Source organism: Scandinavium sp. (assembly GCF_036271055.1).
In the GTDB taxonomy this organism is placed as follows: Bacteria; Pseudomonadota; Gammaproteobacteria; order Enterobacterales; family Enterobacteriaceae; genus Scandinavium.
In genome coordinates, this window is sequence record NZ_DATBBJ010000073.1 from 400,846 (window position 1) to 427,660 (window position 26,815).

The window sequence follows — 26,815 nt, forward strand, 5'->3', positions numbered from 1 at the left end:
TGAGAAAATTACCCGGTGGCGCTGCGCTTACCGGGCCTGGAAAACGTTCAAAAAGAGGGCTGAGGCGTCAGTCAGCTTCCCCAACGACTTTGCAGGTAATCCACAGCCTGCCGCGTTTGGGGTTGATTCAGATTATTTTCACGAAACAGAATCGTGCCGCTGATTTGTGGCAGTGAGTCATTTAAGTCGAGCTGTTTTTTCAGCTCCGGCACGCCACCCTGAACGGTCCAGTCAGGCTCATTACGCGACGGTTCACCCACTTTATACAGTGCGATGCCGATATAAAGCCGGGTGTGAGTCGGTTTCACCACGTCTGCCCACCATTTTGCCAACACGTCATAGCGCGCTGCATCACGCGCAAAAGGCCAGTAAACCTGCGGCGCAATGTAATCCAGCCATCCTTTTTGCACCCATAACCGGGTATCAGCATAAGATTCGTCATATGCCGCCGCGCCGCGAGTGTCGGAGCCAGCCGGGTCGTGCGACCGATTACGCCATACGCCTGCCGGGCTTACGCCAAATTGTACATTGGGATTGAGCTGCTTGATGGTGCGCGAAACTTGTTCAATCAGTTGGTCGGTATTATGCCGACGCCAGTCCGCTTTCGACGCGAACCCCTGACCATAAGTGCGGAAGGTCTGGCTATCGTTAAGGGCAGAGCCCGGCGATTCGGTATAAAAGTAGTCATCAAACTGCACGCCATCAACCGGATAGCGAGACACCACTTCGGCCACGATACTGGTGATCCAGTCGCGTGCTTCCGGAATGCCTGGATCGAGAACGTAACGATCGCCAGCAGTGCGGATCCAGTCACGATGCGCAACAAACACGCTTGCAGGACGCAGCGATTGAGTGCGATTCAATGCAGCCAATGTACCGGGTTTAACGTTGGTCGACACACGATAAGGGTTAAACCACGCATGCACTTTCATGCCGCGTTTGTGCGCTTCATCGAGCATAAATTGCAGCGGATCGTAGCCCGGATCTTCACCAATATTCCCGGTCAGCATATCGGACCACGGTAAAATCTGTGACGGCCAAAGGGCTGTGCTATCAGGTTTTACCTGGAAGAATACGGTGTTGATGCCGAGGCGCTGGAGCTTATCGAGTTTATCGGTCAGCGCTTTCTTTTGCATGTTGGCGCGCGTTGTGGGGTCGCTAACGTTAACTGACGGGATCGGCGGCCAGTCAAGGCGGGATACTGTCGTCAGCCAGACACCGCGCACGGGGTCATGATCGGACAAGGATTTATCCGGCAGCGGGTGTTTGGCTATCGGAGGCAGCGGCGTAACCAGCGATTTTGGCGGTTTAGAACCGCAACTGGCGAGCACGAACGCGGTGGCAATCAGAAGCCCTGTGCGAGTGGCGCGTGCAACGAAGGAGAGGCGATGTGTGCTGATGATGGTATCCCTACATTTATCAGGCGTTAGATAAAAAGACATTTTCGTCTTATTCGAATGTCAGAGCAAGCCATCATGGCGCATCATTCAACGCACCTTTTTCTCTCTCTCCAGTTTATCGCTTGTTTGCGGATAGTGAGGATTATTATTTAACCAGTTCACTGCCATTTGACGCTGTTCTTCTGTGACGACGCCATCAGGCTCCCCGTGAATGCCGTAACGCTGCGACTGGTTCGCTAAAGCCAACTGGTAGGGAATGGTTCGCGTGTAACGCTTTAGCGCTTTACCAATCTCGACCCCCGGAAAATCAATCCCGCGCTGGGTCGCATCGGAAATTAAATCCTGCATGATGCCTGTTTTCATGGGCTTCGGCGGCTCCTGGGCAAAGAGTAAAGGCCAGCTTTCACGCAGCAGCAGGGCGCGTTGATTCTTATCCACAATAGTTTCCCATAGGTACATGACGGTTTTTATCAGTATAAAACAAAGATATGCATTCCGTGGTGCGACGCCTTTTACGGCGACTATTAAGCGATCCACCTCTTAGGTATCGGTCATTTCACCGGAAATATTAGCGGCAATTGAGGAATAGGGCGAAAGCGCTGCAGTGCGGACGGGGCGCGAGCACACGAGACGCAGAACAAGCGAGGAGGCTGGTGGTTGAAACAAACGCTGGATCCATCCTCAGTCAGGATGTAACAGGCACGAATGAAAATTAGCGTTGGGGATGAGTGCTTTCAAAATACACGGGAAATTTAAAAATAAATATTCTGATGTGATTAGAAAACGTAATGATTAAAAATCATCTAACCACGCCAGTGATGCCAGATAACATAATATAAAATAAATAAGGATATCGACATCGGCGAAATTCAATTGGCATGAGCAATTCAGTTTTTAGGAGCATTCTTTTGTGATGTATTAGTTACGTTTACTATTGAATTTGAGGCGATATCATTTCTCTTGCATTATTATTTTGTAACATCTATGGTTTTCACTAACTACTCTTTATCAACATAAAAAGCCTTATCCACGGAGATTTGAAGGCTGGAAAAATTGTTACATCGGTAAAATAAGGAAAGGAACAACTTATGACCACAGTAGTGATTGCGCTTTTCGCGCTTGTAATGGCAGTCTGGCAAGAAATCAACCGCTTCCCCGCAGCCGGAAAGCATATCCTTGAGCTTCGCCATCAGACACAAGACTTGCTTCATGAAAATGAAAAGATGACGAAAGAACTCGCTGTTGTGAAACAACAATTGACCGAGCTTGCGCATCAGGTAGAACGCATTAACGATCCGGAATATTTCGTGCTGAAGGATGCAGGAGATGATGCCGGACTTTCGCGCCTCGAACGAGCCCGCCGTCTTGGAAATGTGAATTAATCACGCCGGACGTTCACACCTCATTATGTTTGCAGGTTTTCCATGCAGGAAAATTGAATAATGGGGTGGGGTAGCTACGAACTCCGTTGTATTGCCAGTAATAAAGTATCCAGCAAGCCCGGGAAGCGAGCATCTAAATCTTCCCGGCGCAGCGAAATCATATTCTCTCTTCCCTGTGGACGTTGCCAAATAACCCCGCTGTCGCGCAATACGCGCCAGTGATGGGTCATGGTGGACTTCGCCACATCCTGACGTAATGCCCCGCAGCTCAATTCGCAACCGTCGGCCAGGGTTTTCACTATCTCCAGACGCAGCGCATTCCCCAATGCAAAAAGGACATTTTCAAGGCGAATGTGTTCACGTTCTGGGTGATTGGCGATCATACTGTTCCTGTGTCTTTGCGGGCGTGGGTGAGCGGTAATATACCGAATGCCTTTTCTGAAAGCCACGCGCTAAGCCGTCGTTTCGCCGATAGCTATGATAGATAATATAGTTCGAATATACTCGTACAGTTGTACTATCATCATTGCCGTTAACTGAACAGCGGCTAATTCCGGCCGCTGACTGAAAGTCTAAGGACTTAAGGACGCATCATGCCTCGACCCATCCCCCTCGAACGTTATCGCAACATCGGTATCTCCGCGCATATCGATGCCGGTAAAACAACCACCACCGAGCGCATCCTGTTTTATACCGGGTTGAGCCACAAAATGGGTGAAGTACACGATGGCGCGGCAACCACCGACTGGATGGCTCAGGAGCAGGAGCGCGGGATAACGATTACCTCTGCTGCGGTCAGCACGTTCTGGTCCGGAATGGACAGAAATGTAGAACCGCACCGGATAAACATCATCGACACCCCGGGCCACGTGGATTTCACCATTGAGGTGGAGCGTTCGATGCGAGTGCTCGATGGTGCGGTCATGGTCTATGACTCTGTCGGTGGCGTGCAGCCACAGTCGGAAACCGTATGGCGTCAGGCTAATAAATACCACGTTCCACGGCTGGCCTTCGTCAACAAAATGGACCGACCCGGTGCGGATTTCTTCCGCGTAGTACAGATGATGAAAGACCGCCTGAAAGCCAACCCGGTGCCAATCGTGATCCCGGTGGGTGCAGAAGATCATTTCTCCGGCGTGGTTGACCTCATCAAAATGCGCGCAATCCATTGGGACGACGAAACGCAGGGCATGACGTTTAGCTACGGCCCTGTGCCAGCGGATTTACTGGAAACCGCGCAACAGTGGCGCGAGAAGATGGTGTCTGCCGCTGCGGAAGCCAGTGAAGCGCTAATGGATAAATATCTGGAAACGGGCGATCTCGACGAGAGCGATATTATCGCCGGGCTGCGCATCCGAACCGTGGCCGGTGAAATTCAGCCGATGCTATGCGGCAGCGCCTTTAAGAATAAAGGTGTGCAGCGGATGCTTGATGCGGTCGTGGATTTTATGCCGTCTCCACTGGATGTTCCGGCCATTGACGGTGTGGATGAAAAGGGTCAACCGGCGGAACGTCACCCAAGTGATGATGAACCGTTCTCGGCGCTGGCCTTTAAATTGATGACCGATCCGTATGTCGGCCAGCTGACGTTTATCCGCGTGTATTCGGGCGTATTAAGGAAAGGTGATGCTGTTTATAACCCGGTAAAAGGGAAAAAAGAACGGATCGGGCGGATCGTGCTGATGCATGCTAACGACAGGCATGAAGTCGACGAGTTGCGCGCCGGAGACATAGCGGCCTGTGTCGGGCTGAAAGATGTCACGACGGGCGATACGCTCAGTGACCCGAATCATGTGATTACCCTGGAACGCATGGAGTTTCCAGAACCGGTCATTTCGCTCGCTATCGAGCCGAAAACCAAGGCCGATCAGGAAAAAATGGGTATCGCGCTCCAGCGCCTGGCATCGGAAGATCCGTCTTTCCGTTTGCATACCGATGAAGAATCGGGCCAGACCATTATTTCGGGTATGGGCGAACTGCATCTGGACATCATTGTTGACCGCATGAAACGCGAGTTTGGTGTGGAGGCCAATATTGGTCGTCCTCAGGTGACGTATCGGGAAACGATCCGTAAAGCCGTTAAGGAAATTGAAGGCAAATTTGTACGCCAGTCGGGCGGGAAAGGGCAGTACGGCCATGTCGTGCTATCGCTCGATCCACTTGAGCCGGGTAGCGGCTTTAAATTTGAAGACGCAACCAAAGGTGGTGTGGTGCCACGTGAGTTCATTCCGTCAGTGGAAAAGGGTTTGCGTGAAGCCATGAACAGCGGTGTGCTGGCGGGATATCCGGTGGTCGATGTGAAAGCAACGCTGACGTTCGGTTCTTACCATGACGTCGACTCGTCGGAAATGGCGTTCCGCATGGCGGCTATCCTTGGTTTCAAAGAGGGCGCTCGCAGGGCTGATCCGGTGATCCTTGAACCTGTAATGCATGTTGAAGTGGAAACGCCGGAAGATTACGCCGGAAACATCATGGGCGATTTGTCTTCTCGTCGTGGAATGGTGCAGGGCATGGAAGAGCGGTTTGGTAGCCAGATAATTCGTGCTGATGTGCCTTTGGCCGAGATGTTCGGTTACTCCACCACGCTGCGATCGATGTCGCAGGGCCGCGCGACATACAGCATGGAGTTTCATCATTATGCCGAAGCGCCGCGTAACGTTGCGGATGAGATTATCGCCAAACGCGCCAAAGCGTAAAATGTAGTCACTCAGCGGCAGCTTTCTCAAGGGAAGTTGCCGCTATTTTATTGCGCATGGCTTTTTGAATCAGTATGGTGTGCGCAATATCTACTGTATCGCAGGAAAAAACATGACTCATCAGCCCTCTAAAGATCCGTTACACGGCGTAACCCTCGAAGCGTTATTGAACACGCTGGTGGGCAAATATGGCTGGGCCGAGCTTGCGAAACGCATCAATATCAACTGTTTTAAAAGTGACCCGAGCATCAAATCGAGCCTCAAGTTCCTGCGCCGTACACCGTGGGCGCGTAAAGAAGTCGAAGATCTGTATATCGATACTTTGCATGAGCAAGATGACATTATCGATGAAGCAAGTGCTGAAAATCCGTGGGCAAACTGGCAGGGTAAGAAACCGTTGGAATAAGTATTGTCTTTGTGTTCCGTTGACGCTCAATGACCAATAGGCCCCGATTCGGGGCGTAACATCAACAATGAAAATTACTGGCATATCTTAAAGGGTTTGCCAGTAACAGACTAAAAGGGAAGGGTCTGACGTTAATGGGATAAGGGGCTACAGTAGGCTGAGTGCGTTTTGAAGTGATAAATGCCATTTAACATAATATACATTATGCGCACTGATGTTGTGGGAGCTCAATAATCATGTCTATGCGTGCATCATTTGCCCGGAATGGTATTGAACATCATCCGGTAACACTTTCCCCAATCGTAACTCATTGCCCCTTTGATACTCTTTTCAGCAGTCATAGGTATATGACGCCAAGTGCCGTACAGAAACTGGCGACTTGGCGCATCTGTTTTCCGCGAGATAATCGCGCGGCATCTTATCAGCAGCACTTTGCGTTAATCGGCTCTTACTCTCCCGATTGCTGCTCAGCGATGATAGTCAGCTTTTCATCGGTCGCTTTTTCTTCCTTCAGCGTTTCGCCCAGTAACCTGGCTGCTTCTTTGTAACCCAGCTTAAGAGCTAATGCCTGTAAGGTCCCGTACGTGGCTATTTCATAGTGCTCCACTTTTTGGGCTGCACCTATCAGCCCCGCATCCCGAACCGGCCCGGCTTCGATAGAATCAATGATTTCTTGCGCCTCTTCCGCCAGGCCTTCCAGAGCATGGCATTTCATCCTTTTGATCCGCACACCGTCGGTGACATCGACAATCTGATCAAGGCGCTCTATCTGGCCATGGGTTTCTTCGAGGTGTGCTTTGAATGCATTTATCAGTTTTTCGTCACTCGCGGCTCTCGCCATTTTTGGTAAGGCGCGAGTAATCTGCTTTTCGGCACTGTATATATCTGATAAATCGTGGATAAAAAGGTCTGCCAAGGTTTTAATTGTCATATCAAAATATCCTGTTTGTTCATGGAGGATTATTAACATGTAAATTCTGCTGAATGTTAATATTAGCCTACCCGGTCACTTTGGGGATGAGAAAGATTAGGGGATTAGCCAGTAATGGTCTTAATATCAGACTGGTCGCGGTAGCGTGATATTATGGCGCATCGGTATGCGATGTTGGTAAAGCCATCTCGGCCAATTCAGCGTTTAGCGTACATGGGAATGATTCAGGTAACGTAAATATTAAAATATTCGTAACAAATTATTTGATTGGACAATAATCAGAAGGTTGTACGTCATTTATATAAAATATATTTTGTCTTTCAACGGCAAGGTTATTTGTTTCACTTCCCTGCGAAGTTAATATCGTCCACGAAACCTCTTAATCTGCCGTGATCACAGTGTTCCTGTACCTCCATCCGAACACCAGACCTGACCTGAACAATAGCTGCTCTCATCAGCGGCCAGGGTGACATACAACGGGGCTATTTCCGCCGGTTGCCCCGGCCTTCCAAGCGGTGACGAGGCACCGAATTGTTCAAGTTTATCCTGCGGCTGACCGCCACAGGCTTGAAGGACCGTCCAGTCTCCTTCCCCAGTTTCATCTGGCTCGGTCTTGCACAGGTTGGATTAGGCTTATTCCAGGTGCTAGCCCACGGTGTTGCCGTACCTCTACGGATTAAGCGTCTTTACAATCCAGGTCTTGCTACAACCCTGTTTTTGTTCTTGCCCGTTGGTATTTATTACATCCAGTACATAATGAACAACAATCTTGCAAGCACCGAAGATTTCGTGCTTGGTTTCTTCGTGACTCTTGGCGCCGTGGCTGTCCTATTTTTGCTGCCAATTATTTTTCTCAGAAACAAACAGTCGAAATACCCTTTTTCAGAAGCCGAAATGAGCCGGTTCGGTGGAAGTAGGTTTTGAGTCTGATCAACCGCAGACTTTATCCTTCGCCAACCGTCATATCCCGTCAATAAATAAGACGATTCAGGATAATTATCATTTGGTTAGCAAACATACCAAAGTATGATTGAGTAATCACTCACTTAAGGTATGGTCATGGCTAAACCCATTGATGAAGCAAAGCATGCGGCGATCCTCTCCTCTGCCATTCACTGTATTAATTTGCATGGACTTCATGCCACCACTTCAGCCATTGCTAAAGGCGCAGGTGTTTCAGCCGGGACACTGTTTGTTTATTTTCCAGACAAGGTCACGTTGCTGAATAGCCTCTATCTGGCGCTCAAAAGTGAAATTATGACGTCGCTTGCGCATGCCTTTCCTGCTGAAGGCACCATCAAAGTGAAAGCCTTTCATGCATGGAAAACCTACGTCATATGGGCTCGCCAGCATCCTGAGCGCCGCCATGTGCTGCAACAACTGATGTTGTCATGCTTTATCACAGAGGAAGCTCATCAAAAGGCTCAGGCTATGCTGAAAGAAGTGCATGACGTGTTGGCTGAACTTGGTAATTCACGTAACGGAAATAATGTCGCTTTCATCACCTCAGTAATTACATCCCTTGCGGAAACCACGATTGATTTTGTCCTCAAGGCTCCTGCCGATGAGAACAAGATTATTGATATGGGTTTCAGAATGTTCTGGCAAGCCCTTGAAATATCGCCTGATCAGCAATGATCTTATATAGCCACACTATAAGTGCATGTATTTCAATAATTAGTTCCAGTCGTTACCTTGTTGTTATATCAACCCATAACTAGACTCATCTAAACATGCGTATATCTCTTTCGGGAAATTTAATGAAAAATAAAAAAGTACTGGCCGTTACTATTGCCACACTCTGTTCCACCACGCATCTCTTTGCCGCTGAAAATAGTGAAGAACTGGCTAAAAAACTGAACAACCCGATCTCTAATCTCATTAGCGTTCCGTTTCAGTATGACTATGACCAGGATGTCGGCTCCAATAAAGGGGCACGTAATCTCCTTAATATCCAGCCCGTCATGCCCATTGATTTTTCGGATGATGCCATTATTATCAGTCGTACCATTCTTCCCATCATCAGTGAGCGCAATACTTCTCCAGGCAGTGGAATTCAAACCGCCGTCGGTGATATCACGCAAAGTTTCTGGTACTCCCCTAAAAAACGCACCTCGAACGGTTATATCTGGGGTCTGGGCCCTGTTCTGACCATTCCGAGCGGAACCGATCTCTCCAGCAAAAGCTGGGGCGCGGGACCAACAGCCATTCTTCTGAAGCAGGAAGGTCCATGGACGTATGGAGCCCTGGTCAATCACGTATGGGATTATGCGGGCAGAAGCAATCGCTCTCACACCAGCCAGACACTGCTTCAGCCCTTCATCAGCCACACCTGGCCGACTGCGACTTCTGTGGCACTAAACACGGAATCAACCTATGACTGGCGAGATAATCAGTGGAGCGTGCCGGTTAACCTGATGGTGAATCAGGTGTTGAAAGTGGGTGATCAGATTATTCAGGTGGGTACTGGCGTGCGCTACTGGGCGGTAACTGACGATACCCGAGGCCCGGAAGGCTGGGGTCTTCGAATGAACCTGACGTTCCTCTTCCCGGAAAAATAACATACTGGGTTTAACTGTCTATTTACGGGCTGCTTCTGCAGCCCGTTTTGATGCTGATGGCCTGCCAATATTAGATGTCCGTTGATGTTGCTGAGCATAAAAGACCAGAATTACCTTACGGTCTTCAGGTAAATTTTTTGATTATAGAAAGACATTTAAGGTCACATTCGGGCATGTCCGTTAATTATCTTCAAGAGGCTATTTATGTATTTGATCATGGGAATAACCGGAAATGTTGGCGGTGCCGCTGCTCGTCATTTACTGCAGCAAGGTAAGCAAGTACGCGCATTGGTACGCGATAAAGGTAAAGCGGCAAGCTGGGCGCATGCCGGTGTTGAGTTAATTGAAGGTGCCTGGGAAGATGTTGAAGCAATGAGTATCGCTTTACAGGATGTGGAAGGCGTCTATCTGATGATGCCACCTGTCCTCGCGCCCTCCCGAGACTTTCGTGAAGCGAAAGCGGTCATTACGAGTATGGCCGAGGCATTACATGCCAAACTACCCGCAAAAGTTGTCGCCCTTTCGTCCATCGGTGCGGAACAGGAGTCTGGGCTTGGAGCCGCATATGCGGTTCGTCTTCTTGAGCAATCTCTGAATGATATGCCCTTCCCTGTAGCTTTTGTCCGCGCAGGCGCTTTTTTCGAGAATCTACTTTACGGTCTCCAGACCGGGAAAAATGGTGAACTACCCGTTTTTTATTCCCCTACCAGCCGTCAGATCCCCATGGTCGCGTCCGAAGATATGGGCACCGAAGTGGCAGAATTGCTCATGAGTGAATGGCAAGACAGAGTCTGTATTGAACTGGGTTCAATGCTAAGTCCTGATGATGCTGCACAACAGATTGGAGAAGTACTGGGCCATGAAGTTAAAGCAAAAGCGATACCTCGAGATTCATGGGCTGAAGCACTTACCCAGACGGGGATCCCCGCCGAGAGTCTTTGGGCCTATGAAGACATGCTTGATAGCATGAACTCTGGTGTGATTGGATTTGGAACCGGGCAAGTGCAGCGCAAGGCTGGTAAGACCCCGCTGAAACAGTTTTTCCTGGCTGCGCGCACTGAGAATAAGGATTAACTTCTTTTTGATTTACTAAAACAAATACGCCTCTGGCAAGGCGCATTTGTCATTCCCCTCTTAGGAGAATGGCAACCATGCGCCTTGCCAGTTTCTTCATAGAAACCTTCATTAATTATCATTATTTAACGCGGGTAATTCCCCACTGCACGGTTCACTGATGCCCAGGCCGTCATCACATCACGTTGGCCCATTGCCAGAGCTTGTCTTGCCTGAATGTTGCTGCGTTGCGCATCCAGCACATCAATGAAATTGCTTAGCCCGCCATCATAACGTGCCTGAATCAGGGCTAATGCCTGCCCTGCACTGTCTGCGCGGGTTTGCTGTTCGAGGAGCTTTTGCTGCGCCGCCGCATACCGGCTTAAGGCGTCATCGATTTCCTGCCAGGCTTTCAACACGGTTTTATGATAATCAACCGCTGCCTGCTGCTGATCGGTTTCCCGCAGCACAACCGTTGCTTTACGACGGCCGCGGTCAAACAGGGGAAGGTTCAAACTTGGCCCCACTGACCAGCTACGACTGCCCCACTCTGTGAAGTTATCCGCGCTGTAGGTATCCATCCCGAATCGTGCGCCCAGCGTGATGCTCGGATAAAGTTCTGCCTCTGCAACGCCGATTCGCGCCGTGGCTGAATGCAGCTTATATTCTGCCGCACGAATATCAGGCCGGTTAAGCGCCACTTCGGACGGGATCCCCATTTGCAGCGCCGGCAATTTTTCTGATTTCAGGCTGTCCGGGTGATATTGCAGCTGTTGTTGCAGCGCACCAGGGTGTTCGTCCAACAGCAGCAATAACTGGTTCATCGCCACGCCTTCCTGGGCCTGCAGGTCAATTAGGTTCGCGCGGGTCGCCGCCAGTTCGCTGCGTTGTCTTTCCTGAGTGGTCTCATCCAGTGCCCCGCCTTCGGTTCGCGCCTCAATCAGTGACAGACGTTCATTCAGCGCTTTCTCATCCTGTTTAGCGAGGACGATTTGTTGCTGAATGCCGCGCAGGTTGTAGTAGTTATTCACCACATCGCCGACGATACTCAACCGGGCCAGTTCCAGCATCGCTTGCTGCGACTGGACATCGACATTGGAGGCTTCCACTGCACGACGGACGTGTCCCCACAGGTCAATCTCCCATGAGAAATCAAGCCCGCCCTGATACCAGTTCGAGGGCGCCGCCATTAGATCAATCAGTTCATCCGGGTTCGGCAGCGCCTCTTTCAGCGCCCGTGTTGAGGGCGCGTTTTCACTTTGCTGAGTTCGGGTGACGCTACCGGTGGCGCTCACCGTCGGCGTTTGCTGTGAAGCGGTTATCTGTTGCTGTGCACGGGCACTGGCGAAACGCAGTGTCGCGCTACGGATATCTGGGCTCGCAGTTAATGCTTTATCGACCAACGCGTTGAGCACCGGATCGTTGTAACGCTTCCACCATTGGTTATCCGTGACAACATTGCCTCCCGGTAACGTGTGTAATGCGGCATCGCCACTGCGCCAGGTTGTCCAGTCAGTCGGTGCATCGGCGGCTGGTTTTTTGAAGTCCGGGCCAACAGTACAACCACTGATGAGGGTTATCGCCAGTACCGCCGCCACAGCGGATAAAGGGTGGCGAGTGAGAGTAGAAAAACAGTTATTCATCTTAATTCCTGCATCAGTACAGTCGGTTACGGAACAACCACGCGGCCAGCGGCATCGTGATGACAGTCAAGGCAATCAAAGGGATAAAATCAAAAGCGACGTCGCTCAGTCCTGCTCCTTCCATATAAACCCGGCGCACCAGGTCAATGGCAAAACGCAAAGGATTGGCATAGGTCAACGTATCAAGGATCGCAGGCATGGTTTGTACCGGTGTCAGCAGCCCGGAAAGCAGCATCAGCGGCATGATAAGTAAGAAGGTGTACAACATCGCTTGCTGCATGTTGATGGAAACGGCAGAAATCGACAGCCCCAGTCCAACGGCGGCGATGTTAAAGCTGAGCAGCCCGAAATAAAGCACAAACAGTGAACCGTTCATCGGGATCTGGAACCACAACAGAATCACCAGCAGAATGATGGTGGATTGCACCAACCCTACCAGCACTGGCGGGATGGCTTTGCCAATCAACAGTTGCATCGGCGTAAATGGCGTGACAAGTAGCTGGTCAAAGGTTCCCTGTTCACGTTCTCGAGCGACTGAAAGCGCTGACAATAGCAGCGTCTGTAGCATACTGATGGCCGCGATCAGCGTAGGCATGATCCCCCATCGCGATTCCAGGTTCGGGTTATACCAGGCCCTGACTTCCACATTTAATCCCGGCCCGCTCCCTGCTCTGCGCTGATTAAAATCACTCACTACCGCACTGATATACCCGGCCGCTGCACCTGCGGTAGAAGAATTTCGCCCGTCAAGGATCACCTGCATCGGCGATGTTTGCCCTTGATTGAGTTTGCTCTCAAAATCAGGCGGGAATGTCAGCACCATCAGGGCTTTTCCGTCCATGACGACCTGCTGAATCTGCGATGCAGACGTTAGCGTAGCGGTACGGTTGAATACGCCGGTTCCGTCCAGATGCGTGATAATTTGTGTTGAGGCTTGCCCACGGCTTTGATCCAGCACGGCATAGTCAACGTTATTAACATCGTAGGTGGCTGCGTAGCCAAACAGTAAGGCTTGCATCAGCACAGGAGCAATCAGGATCACCCGGTTGGCGGGTTCTTTAACAATGGTCAAAATTTCTTTTCTGACCAGAAAGCCGATGTGCCGCAGCCATTGTTGGATTTCGGATAACATGCGCTACCTCAGCCGTTTGCGAAGGGAAAGCCGTGAGGCGTTAATCAGGATCACTGCGTAAAACAGCAGAATGCCGCACTGGCTGAAAAAGAGCGGCCAGTCATCTCCCCCCAGGAACAATGTCTTGATAAGCGACATAAAATGGGTGGCGGGTAAAATCTGACTCACTACCTGCACCACTATCGGTAAGTTGCGAATATCAAACACAAATCCTGAAAGCATCATCGCAGGCATAAAGCTCGCGATCAGCGCTATCTGACTCGCCAAAAACTGACTTGGGGCGAAGCCCGAAATGGTCAGCCCCATCCCCAGCGAGACCAACAGGTACAGCAGCGAGGAAGTGATAATGGCAAAGAGAGAGCCTCTGATCGGGATTGCAAACAGATAATGCGATGCGAGCAGACAGATAACGAGGTCAACAGCGCCAATCACCATATACGGCGCAAGTTTCGCCAGCACCAGTTCCAGTGGACGCACAGGGGTGACAAACAAGGCTTCCAGCGTTCCCCTTTCGCGTTCACGGGCAATCAACAATCCGGTCAGGAACGCCCCAATTAGCGTCAGGATAAGCACAAGGATCCCCGGCACAATAAACCAGGTACTGATCCCGGCCTCGTTGAACCACATACGCTGTTCAATGGAGACAGTACCTGTTGTTGACGCAAGATTTTGCCGGTCAGAATCAATGGCTGCCTGCACGCCCAATGCGCCAGTAATATAGCCTTGCGCCGAAGACGCAACACTGGTCACGGCACCGTTGAGCAACACCTGTATTTTGCCTTTCCCTGATGCCGCGTTTTCGGCATAGTCGGAAGGTATGCGAACGATGGCATCTGTTTCATCTTTCTGAAGCGCAGTCTGCGCTGCCGCGAAACTCGGGTACTCCTGCACGGCAAGATAAGGACTACTTTGCAATGCAGTCATCACCTGATGGCTTTGGGTTGTGTGCTGTTCTTGTACCACCGCAACACGTGCGGAATTCAGATCGAACGACACACCGTAACCAAACAGCAGGATCAGTACCACAGGCAGCAGAAAGCCGACCGCGAGGTTACTTTTGTCGCGCACCAATTGGCGGGTTTCTTTGCGGGTCAGCGAGATGAGACGGCCAAGGAACGTTGAGTCATTCATGGCTATGCTCCTTTTTTGCGACCTCAGCACGGGAGTTTTCAACGATGGAAATGAACGCAGTATTCATATCAGCAGTATGATCCAGCCCTGCCTGTTGGCGGACTTCTTTCGGTGTGCCTAGCGCCAGAAGTTTTCCCGCATCCTGAATCGCGATCCTGTCGCAATATTCGGCTTCTTCCATAAAATGCGTGGTGACGATAATGGTGATGCCTTTGTTCGCCAGTTCACCAATGGTGTACCAGAACAAACGGCGGGCCAGCGGATCGATCCCACTGGTGGGTTCATCGAGGAAAACGATTTCCGGTTCGTGCAACAGAGCGACGGCCATCGATAAGCGCTGTTTGAATCCGCCCGGCAGCTCGCCGCTAATGGCGTCCGGACTGAGTTCAAATTGCTTCAATGAAGCCTCAATCTGGCTTTTCAGCTTTTCGCCCGACAGACCATATGCCCCGCCGAAGAACGTCAGGTTATCCCGCACGCTGAGATTCCCGTAGAGCGCAAACTTCTGCGAAACGTAGCCAATGCGCGCGCGGGCTTTTGCACGCGCGGTGCGCAGGTTCATTCCGGCAACTTCCAGTTGACCACTTGTTGCAGGCAGTAATCCACACAGCATACGGAACGTGGTCGTTTTACCTGCGCCATTTGGCCCCAACAGGCCAAAAATTTCGCCACGTTTTACGTCAAAGGAGGTACTGGCGACGGCGGTGAAATCACCAAATTTTCGCACCAGATCTTTAACAACAATGACCGGTTTATCGCTTTCAGCGTTATTGTCCTGTGCAGAGACCATTTCTGCTTTTACCGGCCCGGAAAGCGCTGTTGAATCCTGCTGCTGTGCCTGATGCAACAGCAACATGAAGCCGTCTTCCAGCTCGGCTTCTCGGGGAGTCGCGTTCACCTCTTGCGGCGTGGCTTTGTCATCAGGAGACAGACAAATAAAACGAACGGCGTCGCCTTTGGGGACCGCATCCGCAATGGCATCGCGCTTTTCGAGCAGATGGGCCTGTAAAATACGTGACTTCGTTCCTTGTGGCGGAACAGCCAGCCATGTCCTTCCCACTGCTTTTTGACGCAATGCTTCCGGTTTGCCCTCGGCAAGAATTTTGCCGTGGTTCATCACGTAGATTTGCGAGCAGCGCTCGGCTTCGTCCATATAGGCGGTGCTGATGATCACACTTAACTGTTCATCCTGAACCAGTTGTTCGATGATCTTCCACAGGTCACGACGAGAAAGTGGATCGACCCCGACGCTCGGCTCATCGAGCAGCAGTAGCTCCGGGGAACGGACCAATGTGCAGGCCAGCCCCAGTTTTTGTTTCATCCCACCGGAGAGTTTCCCCGCCGGACGCGCCGTAAAACGGGTCAAATCGGTTATCGACAGCAGCCGTTCAAAGCGCTCTTTTCGGATTTGTTCAGGAACGCCATGCAAATCCGCGTACAAATCGAGATTTTCCTGCACGCTGAGATCTTCATACAACCCAAAGCGCTGCGGCATGTAACTGATACGATTTTGCACGGACTGCGGGTCGGCGGTCACATCGGTGCCTAATACGGTCAGGCTGCCAGAAGTGGGTTCATACAGTCCGGCAATCAGCCGCTGAAAGGTGGTTTTCCCCGCGCCGTCCGGGCCAACCAATGCCGTTAACTCACCCGCCCGAATATTAAGTGTCAGGCCGTCGAGCGCACGCGTTTCCGGCGCATTTTTGGTGACGCCAGGGAACAGGCGCACCAGGTCACGGGCAATGACGACATCCTGTTTTTCAGTGGTCGGCATTGCGTTGAGTCTCTTGCTGAGTGTTGAGGGTCACGGTGGCGGGCTGACCCATGCGCAGAACATTTTCCTGATCATCGACAACGATACGCACTTCAAACACCAGATTGGTTCGTAGATCTTCTGTCTGAACGGATTTCGGCGTGAATTCCGCGACCGAAGAGATAAAGCCGACTTTGCCCGTCACGGGTTTATCCGGGAATGAATCCGTGGTGATTTGCGCAGACATGCCAGATTTTACGCGGCCTAAATCACTTTCATTCAGCCACACACGGACCCATTTCGGCTGGCTCAGCGCCAGGGTATAGACCGATTTTTGTGGCCCGGTCATGTCACCGGGTTCCTGAAGACGTGCGCGAACAATCGCGTCAACGGGAGCGCGCAACTCAGCCTGTGAAAGGTGATATTGCATCAACGCCAGCTGTGCCTCGGTAGCCCGAACCTGCGCCACGGAGGCTTCACGTTGCTCTGACCGCACCCCTTTCTCCATCAATGTAAGACTGGCCTGACGCTCTTTTACGCTTGCCTGGGCGATGCGAAGATTACTGCGAGCCGTGTCCATTTCCTGCTTACTGATGCCCTTCCCACCTGTGCTGGCAGAAATGCGCTGGATACGGCTGATGTCTTCCGTTGCCTTCTGTAATTGCGCCTGGGCTGAGGCTAATTGCGCCCGGCTCTGAGCGACTTCTTCCGGACGCGCGCCTGCTTGCTGCTCGCGCACCGTTTGTTTTTGCGCATCCAATTGTGCCAGAGCCTGCTGCTCCTGAATTTTCAGCGCCCGCGTGTCCAGCGTGGCAATAACCTGTCCGGCATGCACGCGATCGCCCTCATCCACGGCAAGCGTGCTGATACGACCGTTGTCTTCAAATGCCAGCGAGACCTGGCGAATATCGACATTGCCGTGCAGCGTTAACGTATTGCTGTCATTGCCATTTCGTCCGAACAACCAGATAGCCCCAGCGGTAACAATCAGAGCGGTAACGACGGCTCCGGCGATGATTTTTTTATTCATAGTAAAAGTGCCCTGGTATTCTTCTGATACGTTAGTTTAAATTCAATTTAAACTTTATTTATGCAATAATAAAGCCCTTATTATCTAAATTAGCTTATCTGGAATCTGTTGATCATGGGCCGAGCACGCAGAAGCGACGGGGATGTCACCCGGGAAAGTATCCTTGAAGCAGCGGGAGAATTGATTGCAGAGAAAGGATTTTCGCAAACCACCAACAAAGAGATTGCCAAAAAAGCCGACGTTGACCTGGCTGCAATCAACTATCACTTTGGTGGCCGAGACGGGTTATATCTCGCGGTTCTGACCCTCGCGCATCATCACTATCTCGATGGCAAACAGCTTGCAGAGCTGGCTGCGTCGGCAATACCGGCGGAAGAGAAACTCGAAGTTTTTCTGGAAAAATTTCTGACGAAACTGGCCAATCCCAATCACTGGCATGGACGGGTATTTGCCCGCGAACTGCTTTCCCCGTCGGGTCACCTCCACAATTTCTTAAATGCTGAAGGGGCCGGAAAGATCCAGTCGGTAAGACAAATTGTGGGCGAAGCCGCCGGGCTTTCCGTGGATGACCCACGTATCCACCCTTGCATGTTAAGTGTCGTAGCGCCATGCATGATGTTGATGGTGGCGGGAAGTCAGATGCCTGGCCCTATCAAAGAAATCGTGTCAATGCAGACAAAGGCGCTGACAACCCATTTTAAGTTGTTCTCGCTGGCCGGCCTTAAAGCTATACGTGAAGAGAATCAGAAGAAGTAGATTCCAGTAAAACGCCGGTCCATCCCTCGGCGTTATTTTTCCGCTACTGAGTCAGCTTTCGATTGCTTCACCGCCTTCTCTTTTTGCGCGATTTCCTCCAGCACGAGGCGATAAGCGACATAATATTTATAGATGTTACTGACATAGGTGACGGTTTCAGCCCCTATTTTCTCTGCGGCCAGATTTTCTACATTGCCAAACCAGATATCAGGGTCGAAGCCGCGTTTTTTCGTCTCCGCGCGTAAACGTGCAATCCGTGCCGGGCCTGCGTTATAGGATGCGAACGAAAATAACGCCTTGTCGAGCGGCGTCATGGGTTCATCGCCGTAGTACTGGTCTATCATCCAACGCATATACTTCACGCCTGCGTGGATATTCGGTTCCAGTTTTCGAATATCTCCCACATCCAGTTGCTTGCCGGTGCCTGGCATCACCTGCATCACCCCAATAGCACCAACAGGGCTTCGCACTGCCTGGTTGAGACGTGATTCCTGATAGCCCTGCGCAGCCATCAATAGCCAGTCCACGTTATAGCGTTTACCGTATTTTCTGAATAATTCGACCATCATCAGAAATTTTCGACGCCCTTCTTCCGATGTCGCATCTTTCACATATTTGGCGTTTTTCAGATAACGCAGAAATAACGTATTGCCAAGTGTGCTGCCGACTTTATTGTCCTTCACAAAATTATTCAGTAGCGCCAGAAGTTGCGGGCTGTCTTTGCGAACGGCCCATGCAATGCTGGCATGTTCTCGCAGCACAATTTTTTCGTGGACCTGTATCTTCGGAAAGACCTGTTTCCAGAATGTCGCTTTATGCTGATCGACCACAATAAAGGAAATCAGACCGGCGTTAAGCATCTCGATAAGATCTTCATCCTCAAGCGATTCAGGCGCAGGCTCAAGTGTCACGGGGGGCCGTGATTCTTTGGCAAAGTGTTTGTTGAGCGTCATCAGGCTGTCGTAATAACTCGATGAAAAACGCACAAACACCGTTTTCCCTGAGAGTTGCTCAAGATTGTCGATTTGAGGAGAGGAAGGCCCTGAGAGCAAAAGTTCTTTCGCATTGGGATAAATCGGGTTGGTGAATGCAACCAGCGCCTCACGCGCGGGTGTCACGGTCAGGTTCGCTGCAGCAATATCGCCTTTACCTTCATTAAGCGCGGTGAATAAATGCTCGCGTGTCACGGGTACGAAAAGGATCCGCACTCGAAGATGCCGATGCGTTAGTTTGTCCTCTTTCGCCAGTTTTTTATTCAGGCTGCGCTCGAACTCGATAAAAATGTCATGCGTCAGCCCGCGCTGTTTGCCTTTGTCGATAAAGAAAAATGTTTTGCTGTAGGTGGTTAACACGCGGATCACCCGCTTGTCGTACATGTCCGGCAAATCGCCCACTCGCAATTTCTGAATGTCTTCTCTATCAAGGGTTAACGCGTCTGGCGGAGGTGGCGATAACGGCGCGGCATACGCGGCAACTATCAGAAATACAGGGAGAAAACCGGCAAGAATAACGAACCCGATAAGGCGAAGAAAAGAGCTGTTCATGGCGCGTTACCCCGCACGGTGCATCTCTTTATTTTAGTCAAACACACAGTAGTACGCGGACTATTTACGGGGATATTCTCGCCTTCCTTGGCAAAAATACCGGGGGTACGTTTTACTCTTTTACCAGCACAGGTTCCGTTTGCCACAGCGTCGGGAAATCAGCCTTCAGATGCTGCACTTTGGGCAGATCATTAATGGCGATGTACGGATAGCTCGGGTTATCGTTGAGAAAGTTTTGGTGGTATTTCTCCGCCGGGTAGAACGATGTTTTCTCTTCAATGGTTGTCGCTATCGGCGCGGTAAAATAGTGACCTGCGGTTAACTGTGCAATGTACGCTTTCGCCACTTTTTGCTGGTCTGCATTCTGAACAAACAGCGTGCTGCGATATTGTGTCCCGTAATCCGGCCCTTGTTTATTCAACTCTGTCGGGTCGTGTGCCACGGAGAAGAAAATCTGGAGAAGCTGGCCGTAGGTGATTTTTTGCGGATCGAACGTCACGCTGACCGATTCTGCATGGCCTGTCAGCCCGGTGCTCACGGTAGGATAATTAGCCGTTCTGGCGTTGCCGCCTGCATAACCCGAAACCGCGCTGGTAACGCCCTTCACGTGCTGAAACACGCCCTGCACGCCCCAGAAACAGCCGCCCGCAAATACCGCGGTTTCAAGCCCCGCGTGGGATTGGGTTTCATCCTGTGCAGGTGCCGGAATGTTCAGCGTTTTTGACCAGCCAACACTCTGAAATACCAGAGCAGATGTAAGCGCCATTGCGGTAATAATGCGATTAAATTTCATCATGATGCATATCCCCTATTAACCGAATGTGAAGGCGTAAGCCGTAGCACCAGGCTTCTCAAACTCGATACTGAACGTATGCTCGCCAGAGCCATCTTTCTGGCGGATCAGCTGATACAAGCGTTGTTCTGTGACAGTTCCCCTGCCGTCCTGTGCGATATCGCTGCCGTGCATCGCGCCGGGCGCTTTACCATCCAGCAAAACCGTGAAGTTGACTGGCTGACCGCTGGCATCCGGACCAAGCACAAGATGCAGATCGCGGGCACGAAACTGGTAAATAATTCGTCCTTTATCGCCAGCGAGCGTGATGTGTTCCCCTCCGACATTCCAGCGCCCTTCCAGCCCCCAGGCATTTAGAGGCAGTGCCACGGGTTTGTGGTAATCGAATGCTTCATCGTTATTGACGTTGCCAGAAGCGAAGTTTTCGGCACGTTGGTAGCCCAGATAGGTTTCTGGTGAAATGTCATTCATACCGCTGGCAGATTGTTCGACGCCTTTACCCGCAACGCTGGCAATATTGTCATTCACGTTTTGCGCGCCAGCCTGACGCAGCAGTTCCTGGATCACGCGCTCAGATTCGGCATAGTTCCCTTCACCGAAATGCGTATAGCGAATGTGGCCTTTGGCATCGATAAAATAGTGCGCAGGCCAGTATTGATTGTTGAACGCCTGCCAGATGGTGAAGTTGTTATCGATAGCAATCGGGTACGTCACACCCAGTTTTTTCGCTTCTTTGGTGACGTTATTGATATCCCGTTCGAAAGCGAATTCCGGGGCGTGTACGCCGATGACCACCAGACCCTGATCACGATATTTCTCGGCCCAGGCTTTCACATACGGCAGCGTACGAAGACAGTTGATGCAGGAATAAGTCCAGAAATCGACAAGCACGACTTTACCGCGCAGCGATTCGGCGGTGAGCGGCGGCGAATTCAGCCACTGCACAGCGCCGGTCAGCGGTGGCATCACGCCGCCATCAATCAACGCAGGCACCGCATTGTTCGTTACCGCTGCCAGCGACACGGATGGCGTAGTAGGCGTCATGCCGCTTTCAGGTTTGAGTTTTTGCACTAATGCCTGCTCAATGCCGCCGGTTGAAACGGTCGACAGGCGGGTCAGAATGCCGGTATCAAGGCCCAATGAAATCGCGGCGACGCCAAGCAACATCGCTGCGCCAAGACCGCGCCGGATCCATTCCCCCACGCCCAGTGAGCGTTTCATTGCACTGAATACTTTCCCGCCAATCAGCAGCGCCAGCGCTAAAGAGGTCACCGCGCCTGCGGCATAGGCCAGCAACAACAAGGTGGAACCCACGTTCGCGCCTTGTAAGGCAGCGCCGGTCAACACCAGGCCGAGGATCGGTCCGGCACACGGTGCCCACAACAGGCCGGTCGCCACGCCTAACAGTAAAGAGCTGCCCGGCCCCGCAGAGCGACCAGAGGCGATTTTTTCCGATAACGTATTCCCGGCATTGACCAGCGGATGCATCAGGCGCTCGGCTAACTGCGGAAATAACAGTGTGATCCCAAATATCGCCATCAATACCAACGCCGCAATACGGCCGTATTGATTCGCGGCCACTACCCACCCGCCACCTACGGCGGCAAGCGTGGCAAACAGCGTAAAGGTCAACGCCATACCGACCAGTAATGGCAGCCCCGAACGGGTAAAAGGCTGGTCTGAGCGTGCGAAAACAAATGGCAGCACCGGTAGAATGCAGGGACTGGCAATGGTCAGCAGACCGCCCAGATAAGCAAGAATAATGACCAACATAATAGAGGCCTCAGAAGGAACAACGCATCGTTGCTAACCTGACTTTAGCCGGGGATCGGTCACGAGATCTTCGCGGAAACTTCACTTTTTCGTGACAAATGAGATGCTCTCCATACCTGGAGAGCCAGTAGAAATTACAAACTACCTACGCCACCATCGACCAGTAAATCGGTACCTACCACATAGGCAGATTCGTCTGAAGCGAGGAACACAGCGGCCTTCGCCAGTTCCAGTGCGGTGCCTAAACGTCCGATTGGTACCAGTCGGCGAATTTCATCACGCAGTTGCTCATCCCCGAGACCGTTACCGAGTTTCCCTAATGCGGGCGTGTCCGTTGGGCCAGGACTCAATCCGTTCACACGAATCCCACGTGGATGCAGTTCAGCAGAAAGTGTGCGGGCCAGTGAAAGTATTGCCGCTTTACTGGCTGCGTAAGCACTACTTTGCGGTAAACCAATGCGGGCGCTGACAGAGCCACACACAATTACCGATGACGGGCTCGCCATTAATGGCAGCAGTGCCTGGATGAGAAAGAATGGCCCCTTAATATTCGTGCTCATCAGTTGATCGTAGGTTTTTTCATCCCATTCCTGGAGCGAACGGTGCGTTACATCTCCGGCATTAGCGAAAAGAATGTCGAGCCGAGGCCAGTGCTGTTGCAGTGCTATAGCCAGCTCTCGTTGTTGGTTGATATCGCCCGCATCACTTTTAAAGACCAACACGTCGCCAAGCTTTTCTTTGACTGCCTGCAATCCTCTTTCGCTACGCCCGGTTATCGCCACTTTAGCCCCTTCTGCCAGAAACTGCCTCGCCGTTTCCAGTCCTATCCCGCTGGTACCACCGGTAATTAAGGCATATTTATCATTAAGTCTGCTCATCATGTGACCTCACATTTAACTGGTGAAGGTATTATTTCGTCTATAGTATCTTTTGGATAGTAGGCACCTTTTGGATACTAAGGCACGCTGTGGAATCCATTGCCAAATGACGGGAGTCGAGATGACAAAAAATATTTATCTTCTGCCTGATGCGGGCTCAGATTGCCCCATGGTGAGTTTTGTGAATCTTATCGCCGGTAAATGGGCGATCCCGATTCTCTACCGCTTAATTCTTATTGATGAGCCGGTCCGGTTCAGTGAATTGCAGCGCGCAGTCAATCCCATCACCCAAAAAGAGCTCACAAGACAGCTACGGCAATTTGAAGCTCGTGGTTTGGTGGACAGAGAGGTGTATGCCGAAGTGCCACCACGGGTGGAATATCAGATAACGGCACTGGGAAAATCAATACGCCCTACGCTCGATTCATTGGCGGACTGGATGCGATTGAATAGACACAAAATGAATTAAACAACGAATCCATGGGGCCTACCGGGGAATGTAGGCCCAGAATACTTACGTGATTAAAGCGCCGACTTCAAACGCTGCACGGCTTCATAAAGCTGTTCCTCGGTGGCGGTAGCATACGAGAAACGCAGGGTTTTCTTATCCGCCTGGTCGCTAAAGAAAAACTCACCAGGTACATAAACCACGCCTTTCTCCAGCGTCTGTTTCAGCCACTTTGTAGTGTCAAAATCGTAACGGAATTGCGCCCACAAGAACATGCCGCCCTGCGGCTGATTAAACGTGATGTGCTCATCGAGTTCTTCTTTCAGGAAACGCGACAACGCCTGGCATTTCTGCTTATAGGCATCGCGGATGAGCGCGATTTGCGGCTCGAGTCTGCCCATGGTCAGATACGTCGCGACCAGTGACTGCGCGAAGGAGTTGGCGTGAAGATCGGTGGCCTGCTTCACAATCGCCACTTTCTGTTTCATCCATTCCGGCAAAATAATCCAGCCAACGCGCAGACCGGGTGCCAAGATTTTGGAGAACGTCGAGGTGTAAACCACGCTTTCGTGATCGCCCATTTCGGCGGCTGTCTGGAACAATGTTTTCTGGCGTTCTTCGGTGAAACTGATCGCGCCGTACGGATCATCTTCGATAATCACGAAATCGTGTTTAATTGCCAGTTTGACCAGTTTTTCACGGCGCTCAGCGCTCAATGTTGTGCCGCTCGGGTTACCGAATGTCGGCACAATATAGACGGCTTTGATACGTGTGGTGGCAAGTAGCGCTTCAAGTTCATCAACGATCATGCCGTCAGCATCGCTGCCAACCGACTGCACGGTGGCGTCGGTGAGACTCAGAATTTGCAGTGTCGCCAGATACGTTGGGCGCTCCACAACGAAGACATCACCCGGGTTTGCCAGCGCGCGGATTAGCAAGTCCAGCGCCTGCTGTGAGCCAGACGTGATCAGCAGTTGATCTGCCGTCGTGCTTATCCCGCGTGCTTTGCACAGCCCTTCGAGCTGCTGGCGCAATTCGACGTTACCTTCCGTTAGACCGTACTGAAACGCTTCGCCGAAGTTTTCTTCAACGATACGCTGAGTGGCGATGGCAAGCCCTTCTTTGTCAAACAATTCCCCGGATGGAATGCCACCGGCAAGCGAAATAACGCCAGGCATTTTGCTGTGTTTTAACAATTCACGAATGGCGGAGGGTTGCAGCTGTTGGATGCGATTTGCGAGGTGGTTGCTCTTGCTCATGTTTTTTTCTCTGGTTTTTATTCCCCTAAAATATACATAGCCAACAAATGAATAAGCAATGCCTTTGACTGACAAAAGCAAAAAACCCACTCTCGATTGTCTCCACACTGCTGGCGTTGACAAGTCTTTGGGGATCGCCCACACTAAATGTGTACTTAGTACATTTTAATGCTAAGTACATTTTTCCTTTTTAGTTGAGAATCACTATGAATAAATCACTGATTGTTATCTTCACAACAATCTGTCTCGATGCGGTTGGCATTGGTTTGATCTTCCCTATTCTTCCACGCCTGCTGGAAGAGGTGGTGCACACCAATCATATCGCGCCCTACATCGGCATCATGACTGCGCTATACGCGGCCATGCAGTTTATTTTCGCACCAATGCTTGGCGCGTTAAGCGATAACCTCGGTCGTCGCCCTGTGTTGCTTGTTTCGCTCGCAGGTGCGGCGATTAACTACGTCATAATGGCATTTGCCCCGCAGTTGTGGATGCTGTTTGTTGGTCGTGCAATTGCCGGGCTGACCAGCGCCAATATTTCCGTGGCAACAGCCTATATCACTGACATTTCACGGCCCGATCAACGTGCGCGGCGTTTTGGTCTGTTTAACGCGATGTTTGGTATCGGCTTTATTATCGGCCCGGTTTTAGGTGGCGTGTTAGGCGATACCTGGATCCGTCTGCCATTTCTGGTCGCCGCCGTTCTCAATGGCTGCAACCTGCTGATGGCACTCTTTTTACTCCCTGAATCGCGAGTGGCTGCGTACCGCAAACTGCAGCTTTCGACGCTCAATCCGCTAAAACCGCTGCGTTGGGTGTTTTCAATGAATAAGCTGATGCCTATCGTACTGGTGTTTTTCATCCTTAGCGCGACGGGTGAAGTGTATGGCACCTGCTGGGCGCTGTGGGGGTTTGATACCTTTGCATGGAACGGCATGTGGATTGGTCTTTCGCTAGGAGCATTTGGTGTTTGCCAGACGCTGGTCCAGGCGTTTTTACCTGGCCCGGCGACACGCCTGTTTGGTGAACGCGGCGCGGTTTTGGTCGGCGTTGCCTGCTCTTGTGTTGCTTTGATTGTGCTGGCTTTCACGCAGCAAAGCTGGGTGGTGTTTGCGATCATGCCGCTGTTCGCCTTGGGCGGTATCGGCTCGCCCGCTTTGCAGGCGCTGGCGACTCGTCAGGTCGATGCCGACAGGCAAGGACAGTTTCAGGGCGTATTAGGATCGGCAATAAGCCTGGCGTCCATTATCGCCCCACTCGGTTTTTCCTCTTTCTATTTCGTTGTTCAACAAAGCTGGCCAGGGGCTATCTGGCTGTCAGTGGTCGTCGTATATGTGATTGCGGTGCCATTGATTGTGTTGGGCACACGCAAAACTGCCACCGCTGAATCTACTCACGCTGCTTAAAATAAGGATAAATAATGTCAGAAGCCATCGATCGTCGCTCAAGAAAAAGGTTAGAAACGCGCCGGAATATTTCTTACGCCGCAACTGGTTTGTTCGCCGAAAAAGGGTTTGATAACGTCACGATTGATGAAATCGCCTCTGCTGCGGACGTGGGAAGAATGACGGTGTTTAACCATTTTCCTCGCAAAGAAGACATGTTTTTCGACCGTGATGAAGAAATTCGCGAAACGCTGGCTGAGGCACTGCGTCAGCGTAAAGAGGTTGATTCGCCGATTGAATCCCTGCGCTTATTAGCGCATCGGCTGATCGCCGAGCAGCGCCCTTTTCTGCAATTTTCAGAAGGAAGCCTGGGTTTTATCGCCACGATAAAAGGCAGCGAAACGCTGAAAGCTCGTGCCAGAGCGATTCGTGATGAGATTGCAAATGGGATAGCCGCAGAGCTGGCCCGCAGTGCGGGGCGCGAGGAAACCGATATCGACGCCAATCTGGCGGCGGCGCTGCTGCTGGCTAGCTGGAGCGTCGCGCTGGTTAGCGCCCACGAGGAATATGAACACACGCGTGACGCTGGACGCGCTGCCGTCACGTTTCTGGCTATTGTCGATAAAGGCGCCGTCGGACAAAAAGCCGCATTAGCAGGTACGCCTTATGCATGAATGGCTGAGGTAGCGATTTGCTTTGAGCTATGCCGCTGGCCATGCACGCGGAAATGACATCGGAAAAATAGCCCTTTCGAACAGCACGATCTCTCGCCCATTTTATCTGTGGGAGAATATGATCTGGTCACCGCGTCGATTATAGGATTGACCATCGAGTTTGGTCGCCAACAAGTCCTGAACCAGG

25 protein-coding genes and 1 pseudogene are annotated in these 26,815 nt (G+C 51.4%); 11 read left to right on the top strand and 15 right to left on the bottom strand.

From position 1 onward, the window contains the following. Positions 1 to 71: 71 nt before the first annotated feature. Positions 72 to 1,442 (bottom strand): glycoside hydrolase family 10-like protein, encoded by a 1,371-nt coding sequence (locus VH187_RS15655; protein ID WP_329702364.1) that lies wholly within the window; start codon positions 1,440 to 1,442, stop codon positions 72 to 74. A 45-nt stretch (positions 1,443 to 1,487) separates the two neighbouring features. Continuing rightward, complete coding sequence (locus VH187_RS15660) at positions 1,488 to 1,838, bottom strand: ProQ/FinO family protein (RefSeq protein ID WP_329702365.1); 351 nt, start codon at positions 1,836 to 1,838, stop codon at positions 1,488 to 1,490. Between the two features lie 650 nt (positions 1,839 to 2,488). Between VH187_RS15660 and VH187_RS15665 the strand changes: the two genes are divergently transcribed. Beyond that, positions 2,489 to 2,782, top strand: a complete 294-nt coding sequence (locus VH187_RS15665) for a hypothetical protein (RefSeq protein WP_329702366.1) — start codon at positions 2,489 to 2,491, stop codon at positions 2,780 to 2,782. 74 nt (positions 2,783 to 2,856) lie between these two features. Here the strand turns inward: VH187_RS15665 and VH187_RS15670 are convergent, their stop codons facing one another. Continuing rightward, positions 2,857 to 3,165, bottom strand: coding sequence for an ArsR/SmtB family transcription factor (locus VH187_RS15670; RefSeq protein WP_329702367.1), 309 nt, complete (start codon positions 3,163 to 3,165; stop codon positions 2,857 to 2,859). A 210-nt stretch (positions 3,166 to 3,375) separates the two neighbouring features. Here VH187_RS15670 and fusA point away from each other — a divergent pair, with 210 nt between their 5' ends. Together fusA and VH187_RS15680 are read left to right on the top strand one after the other, a co-directional pair. Beyond that, positions 3,376 to 5,478 (top strand): elongation factor G, encoded by a 2,103-nt coding sequence (fusA, locus tag VH187_RS15675; RefSeq protein WP_329702368.1) that lies wholly within the window; start codon positions 3,376 to 3,378, stop codon positions 5,476 to 5,478. Between the two features lie 112 nt (positions 5,479 to 5,590). After that, the gene (locus VH187_RS15680) at positions 5,591 to 5,884 is read left to right on the top strand and encodes a VF530 family protein (RefSeq protein WP_329702369.1); all 294 of its coding nucleotides are present in this window, start codon (positions 5,591 to 5,593) and stop codon (positions 5,882 to 5,884) included. Positions 5,885 to 6,332: 448 nt separating this feature from the next. Here the strand turns inward: VH187_RS15680 and VH187_RS15685 are convergent, their stop codons facing one another. Further along, on the bottom strand, positions 6,333 to 6,815 hold the full coding sequence (locus VH187_RS15685; protein ID WP_329702370.1) for a YciE/YciF ferroxidase family protein: 483 nt from the start codon (positions 6,813 to 6,815) through the stop codon (positions 6,333 to 6,335). Positions 6,816 to 7,208: 393 nt separating this feature from the next. Further along, positions 7,209 to 7,397 (bottom strand): annotated as a pseudogene (locus tag VH187_RS15690) (SDR family oxidoreductase); the annotation flags it as partial. Between VH187_RS15690 and VH187_RS15695 the strand changes: the two are divergent. From VH187_RS15695 to VH187_RS15710, 4 genes are all read left to right on the top strand, one after another. Then, positions 7,383 to 7,739, top strand: a complete 357-nt coding sequence (locus tag VH187_RS15695; RefSeq protein ID WP_329702483.1) for an HXXEE domain-containing protein — start codon at positions 7,383 to 7,385, stop codon at positions 7,737 to 7,739. The pseudogene VH187_RS15690 and the gene VH187_RS15695 overlap by 15 nt on opposite strands. 135 nt (positions 7,740 to 7,874) lie before the next feature. Beyond that, positions 7,875 to 8,453, top strand: coding sequence for a TetR/AcrR family transcriptional regulator (locus VH187_RS15700; RefSeq protein WP_329702371.1), 579 nt, complete (start codon positions 7,875 to 7,877; stop codon positions 8,451 to 8,453). Between the two features lie 122 nt (positions 8,454 to 8,575). Beyond that, entirely contained in the window at positions 8,576 to 9,376 is an 801-nt protein-coding gene (locus tag VH187_RS15705) for a hypothetical protein (RefSeq protein ID WP_329702372.1), read from the top strand. A gap of 204 nt (positions 9,377 to 9,580) precedes the next feature. After that, on the top strand, positions 9,581 to 10,450 hold the full coding sequence (locus tag VH187_RS15710; protein WP_329702373.1) for an NmrA family NAD(P)-binding protein: 870 nt from the start codon (positions 9,581 to 9,583) through the stop codon (positions 10,448 to 10,450). Between the two features lie 125 nt (positions 10,451 to 10,575). On the opposite strand, the gene VH187_RS15715 is transcribed toward VH187_RS15710, so the two are convergent. The 5 genes from VH187_RS15715 to VH187_RS15735 are packed head-to-tail and all read right to left on the bottom strand — an operon-like array spanning position 10,576 to position 17,118. After that, positions 10,576 to 12,072 (bottom strand): efflux transporter outer membrane subunit, encoded by a 1,497-nt coding sequence (locus VH187_RS15715; protein ID WP_329702374.1) that lies wholly within the window; start codon positions 12,070 to 12,072, stop codon positions 10,576 to 10,578. 13 nt (positions 12,073 to 12,085) lie between these two features. Beyond that, positions 12,086 to 13,204 carry an ABC transporter permease gene (locus tag VH187_RS15720; protein WP_329702375.1) on the bottom strand — a complete coding sequence of 373 codons (1,119 nt, stop codon included), beginning with the start codon at positions 13,202 to 13,204 and terminating at the stop codon, positions 12,086 to 12,088. A 3-nt stretch (positions 13,205 to 13,207) separates the two neighbouring features. Beyond that, entirely contained in the window at positions 13,208 to 14,335 is a 1,128-nt protein-coding gene (locus VH187_RS15725) for an ABC transporter permease (protein WP_329702376.1), read from the bottom strand. Beyond that, positions 14,328 to 16,109: an ATP-binding cassette domain-containing protein gene (locus VH187_RS15730; RefSeq protein ID WP_329702377.1), complete on the bottom strand. Its 1,782-nt coding sequence runs from the start codon at positions 16,107 to 16,109 to the stop codon at positions 14,328 to 14,330. The genes VH187_RS15725 and VH187_RS15730 overlap by 8 nt, the downstream gene beginning before the upstream one ends. Continuing rightward, the gene (locus VH187_RS15735; protein ID WP_329702378.1) at positions 16,096 to 17,118 is read right to left on the bottom strand and encodes an HlyD family secretion protein; all 1,023 of its coding nucleotides are present in this window, start codon (positions 17,116 to 17,118) and stop codon (positions 16,096 to 16,098) included. Before VH187_RS15735 ends, VH187_RS15730 begins: the two co-directional genes overlap by 14 nt. A gap of 114 nt (positions 17,119 to 17,232) precedes the next feature. Here VH187_RS15735 and VH187_RS15740 point away from each other — a divergent pair, with 114 nt between their 5' ends. Continuing rightward, positions 17,233 to 17,874: a TetR/AcrR family transcriptional regulator gene (locus tag VH187_RS15740; protein ID WP_329702379.1), complete on the top strand. Its 642-nt coding sequence runs from the start codon at positions 17,233 to 17,235 to the stop codon at positions 17,872 to 17,874. 32 nt (positions 17,875 to 17,906) lie between these two features. Here VH187_RS15740 and VH187_RS15745 read toward each other — a convergent pair whose 3' ends face one another. The 4 genes from VH187_RS15745 to VH187_RS15760 all read right to left on the bottom strand — a co-directional run bounded on the left by VH187_RS15745 (position 17,907) and on the right by VH187_RS15760 (position 22,862). Beyond that, positions 17,907 to 19,418: an MltF family protein gene (locus VH187_RS15745; protein ID WP_329702380.1), complete on the bottom strand. Its 1,512-nt coding sequence runs from the start codon at positions 19,416 to 19,418 to the stop codon at positions 17,907 to 17,909. Positions 19,419 to 19,530: 112 nt separating this feature from the next. Continuing rightward, positions 19,531 to 20,214, bottom strand: coding sequence for a peptide-methionine (S)-S-oxide reductase MsrA (gene msrA, locus VH187_RS15750; RefSeq protein WP_329702381.1), 684 nt, complete (start codon positions 20,212 to 20,214; stop codon positions 19,531 to 19,533). Between the two features lie 15 nt (positions 20,215 to 20,229). Next, positions 20,230 to 21,984 (bottom strand): cytochrome c biogenesis protein DipZ, encoded by a 1,755-nt coding sequence (locus VH187_RS15755; RefSeq protein ID WP_329702382.1) that lies wholly within the window; start codon positions 21,982 to 21,984, stop codon positions 20,230 to 20,232. Between the two features lie 134 nt (positions 21,985 to 22,118). Continuing rightward, on the bottom strand, positions 22,119 to 22,862 hold the full coding sequence (locus VH187_RS15760) for an SDR family oxidoreductase (RefSeq protein ID WP_329702484.1): 744 nt from the start codon (positions 22,860 to 22,862) through the stop codon (positions 22,119 to 22,121). A gap of 121 nt (positions 22,863 to 22,983) precedes the next feature. Between VH187_RS15760 and VH187_RS15765 the strand changes: the two genes are divergently transcribed. Then, positions 22,984 to 23,331, top strand: coding sequence for a winged helix-turn-helix transcriptional regulator (locus tag VH187_RS15765; protein ID WP_329702383.1), 348 nt, complete (start codon positions 22,984 to 22,986; stop codon positions 23,329 to 23,331). A 53-nt stretch (positions 23,332 to 23,384) separates the two neighbouring features. Here the strand turns inward: VH187_RS15765 and VH187_RS15770 are convergent, their stop codons facing one another. Beyond that, positions 23,385 to 24,569, bottom strand: coding sequence for an aminotransferase-like domain-containing protein (locus VH187_RS15770; protein ID WP_329702384.1), 1,185 nt, complete (start codon positions 24,567 to 24,569; stop codon positions 23,385 to 23,387). Between the two features lie 206 nt (positions 24,570 to 24,775). Between VH187_RS15770 and VH187_RS15775 the strand changes: the two genes are divergently transcribed. After that, the gene (locus VH187_RS15775; protein WP_329702385.1) at positions 24,776 to 25,975 is read left to right on the top strand and encodes a TCR/Tet family MFS transporter; all 1,200 of its coding nucleotides are present in this window, start codon (positions 24,776 to 24,778) and stop codon (positions 25,973 to 25,975) included. A 14-nt stretch (positions 25,976 to 25,989) separates the two neighbouring features. Next, complete coding sequence (locus VH187_RS15780; RefSeq protein WP_329702386.1) at positions 25,990 to 26,628, top strand: TetR/AcrR family transcriptional regulator; 639 nt, start codon at positions 25,990 to 25,992, stop codon at positions 26,626 to 26,628. Positions 26,629 to 26,815: the final 187 nt, after the last annotated feature.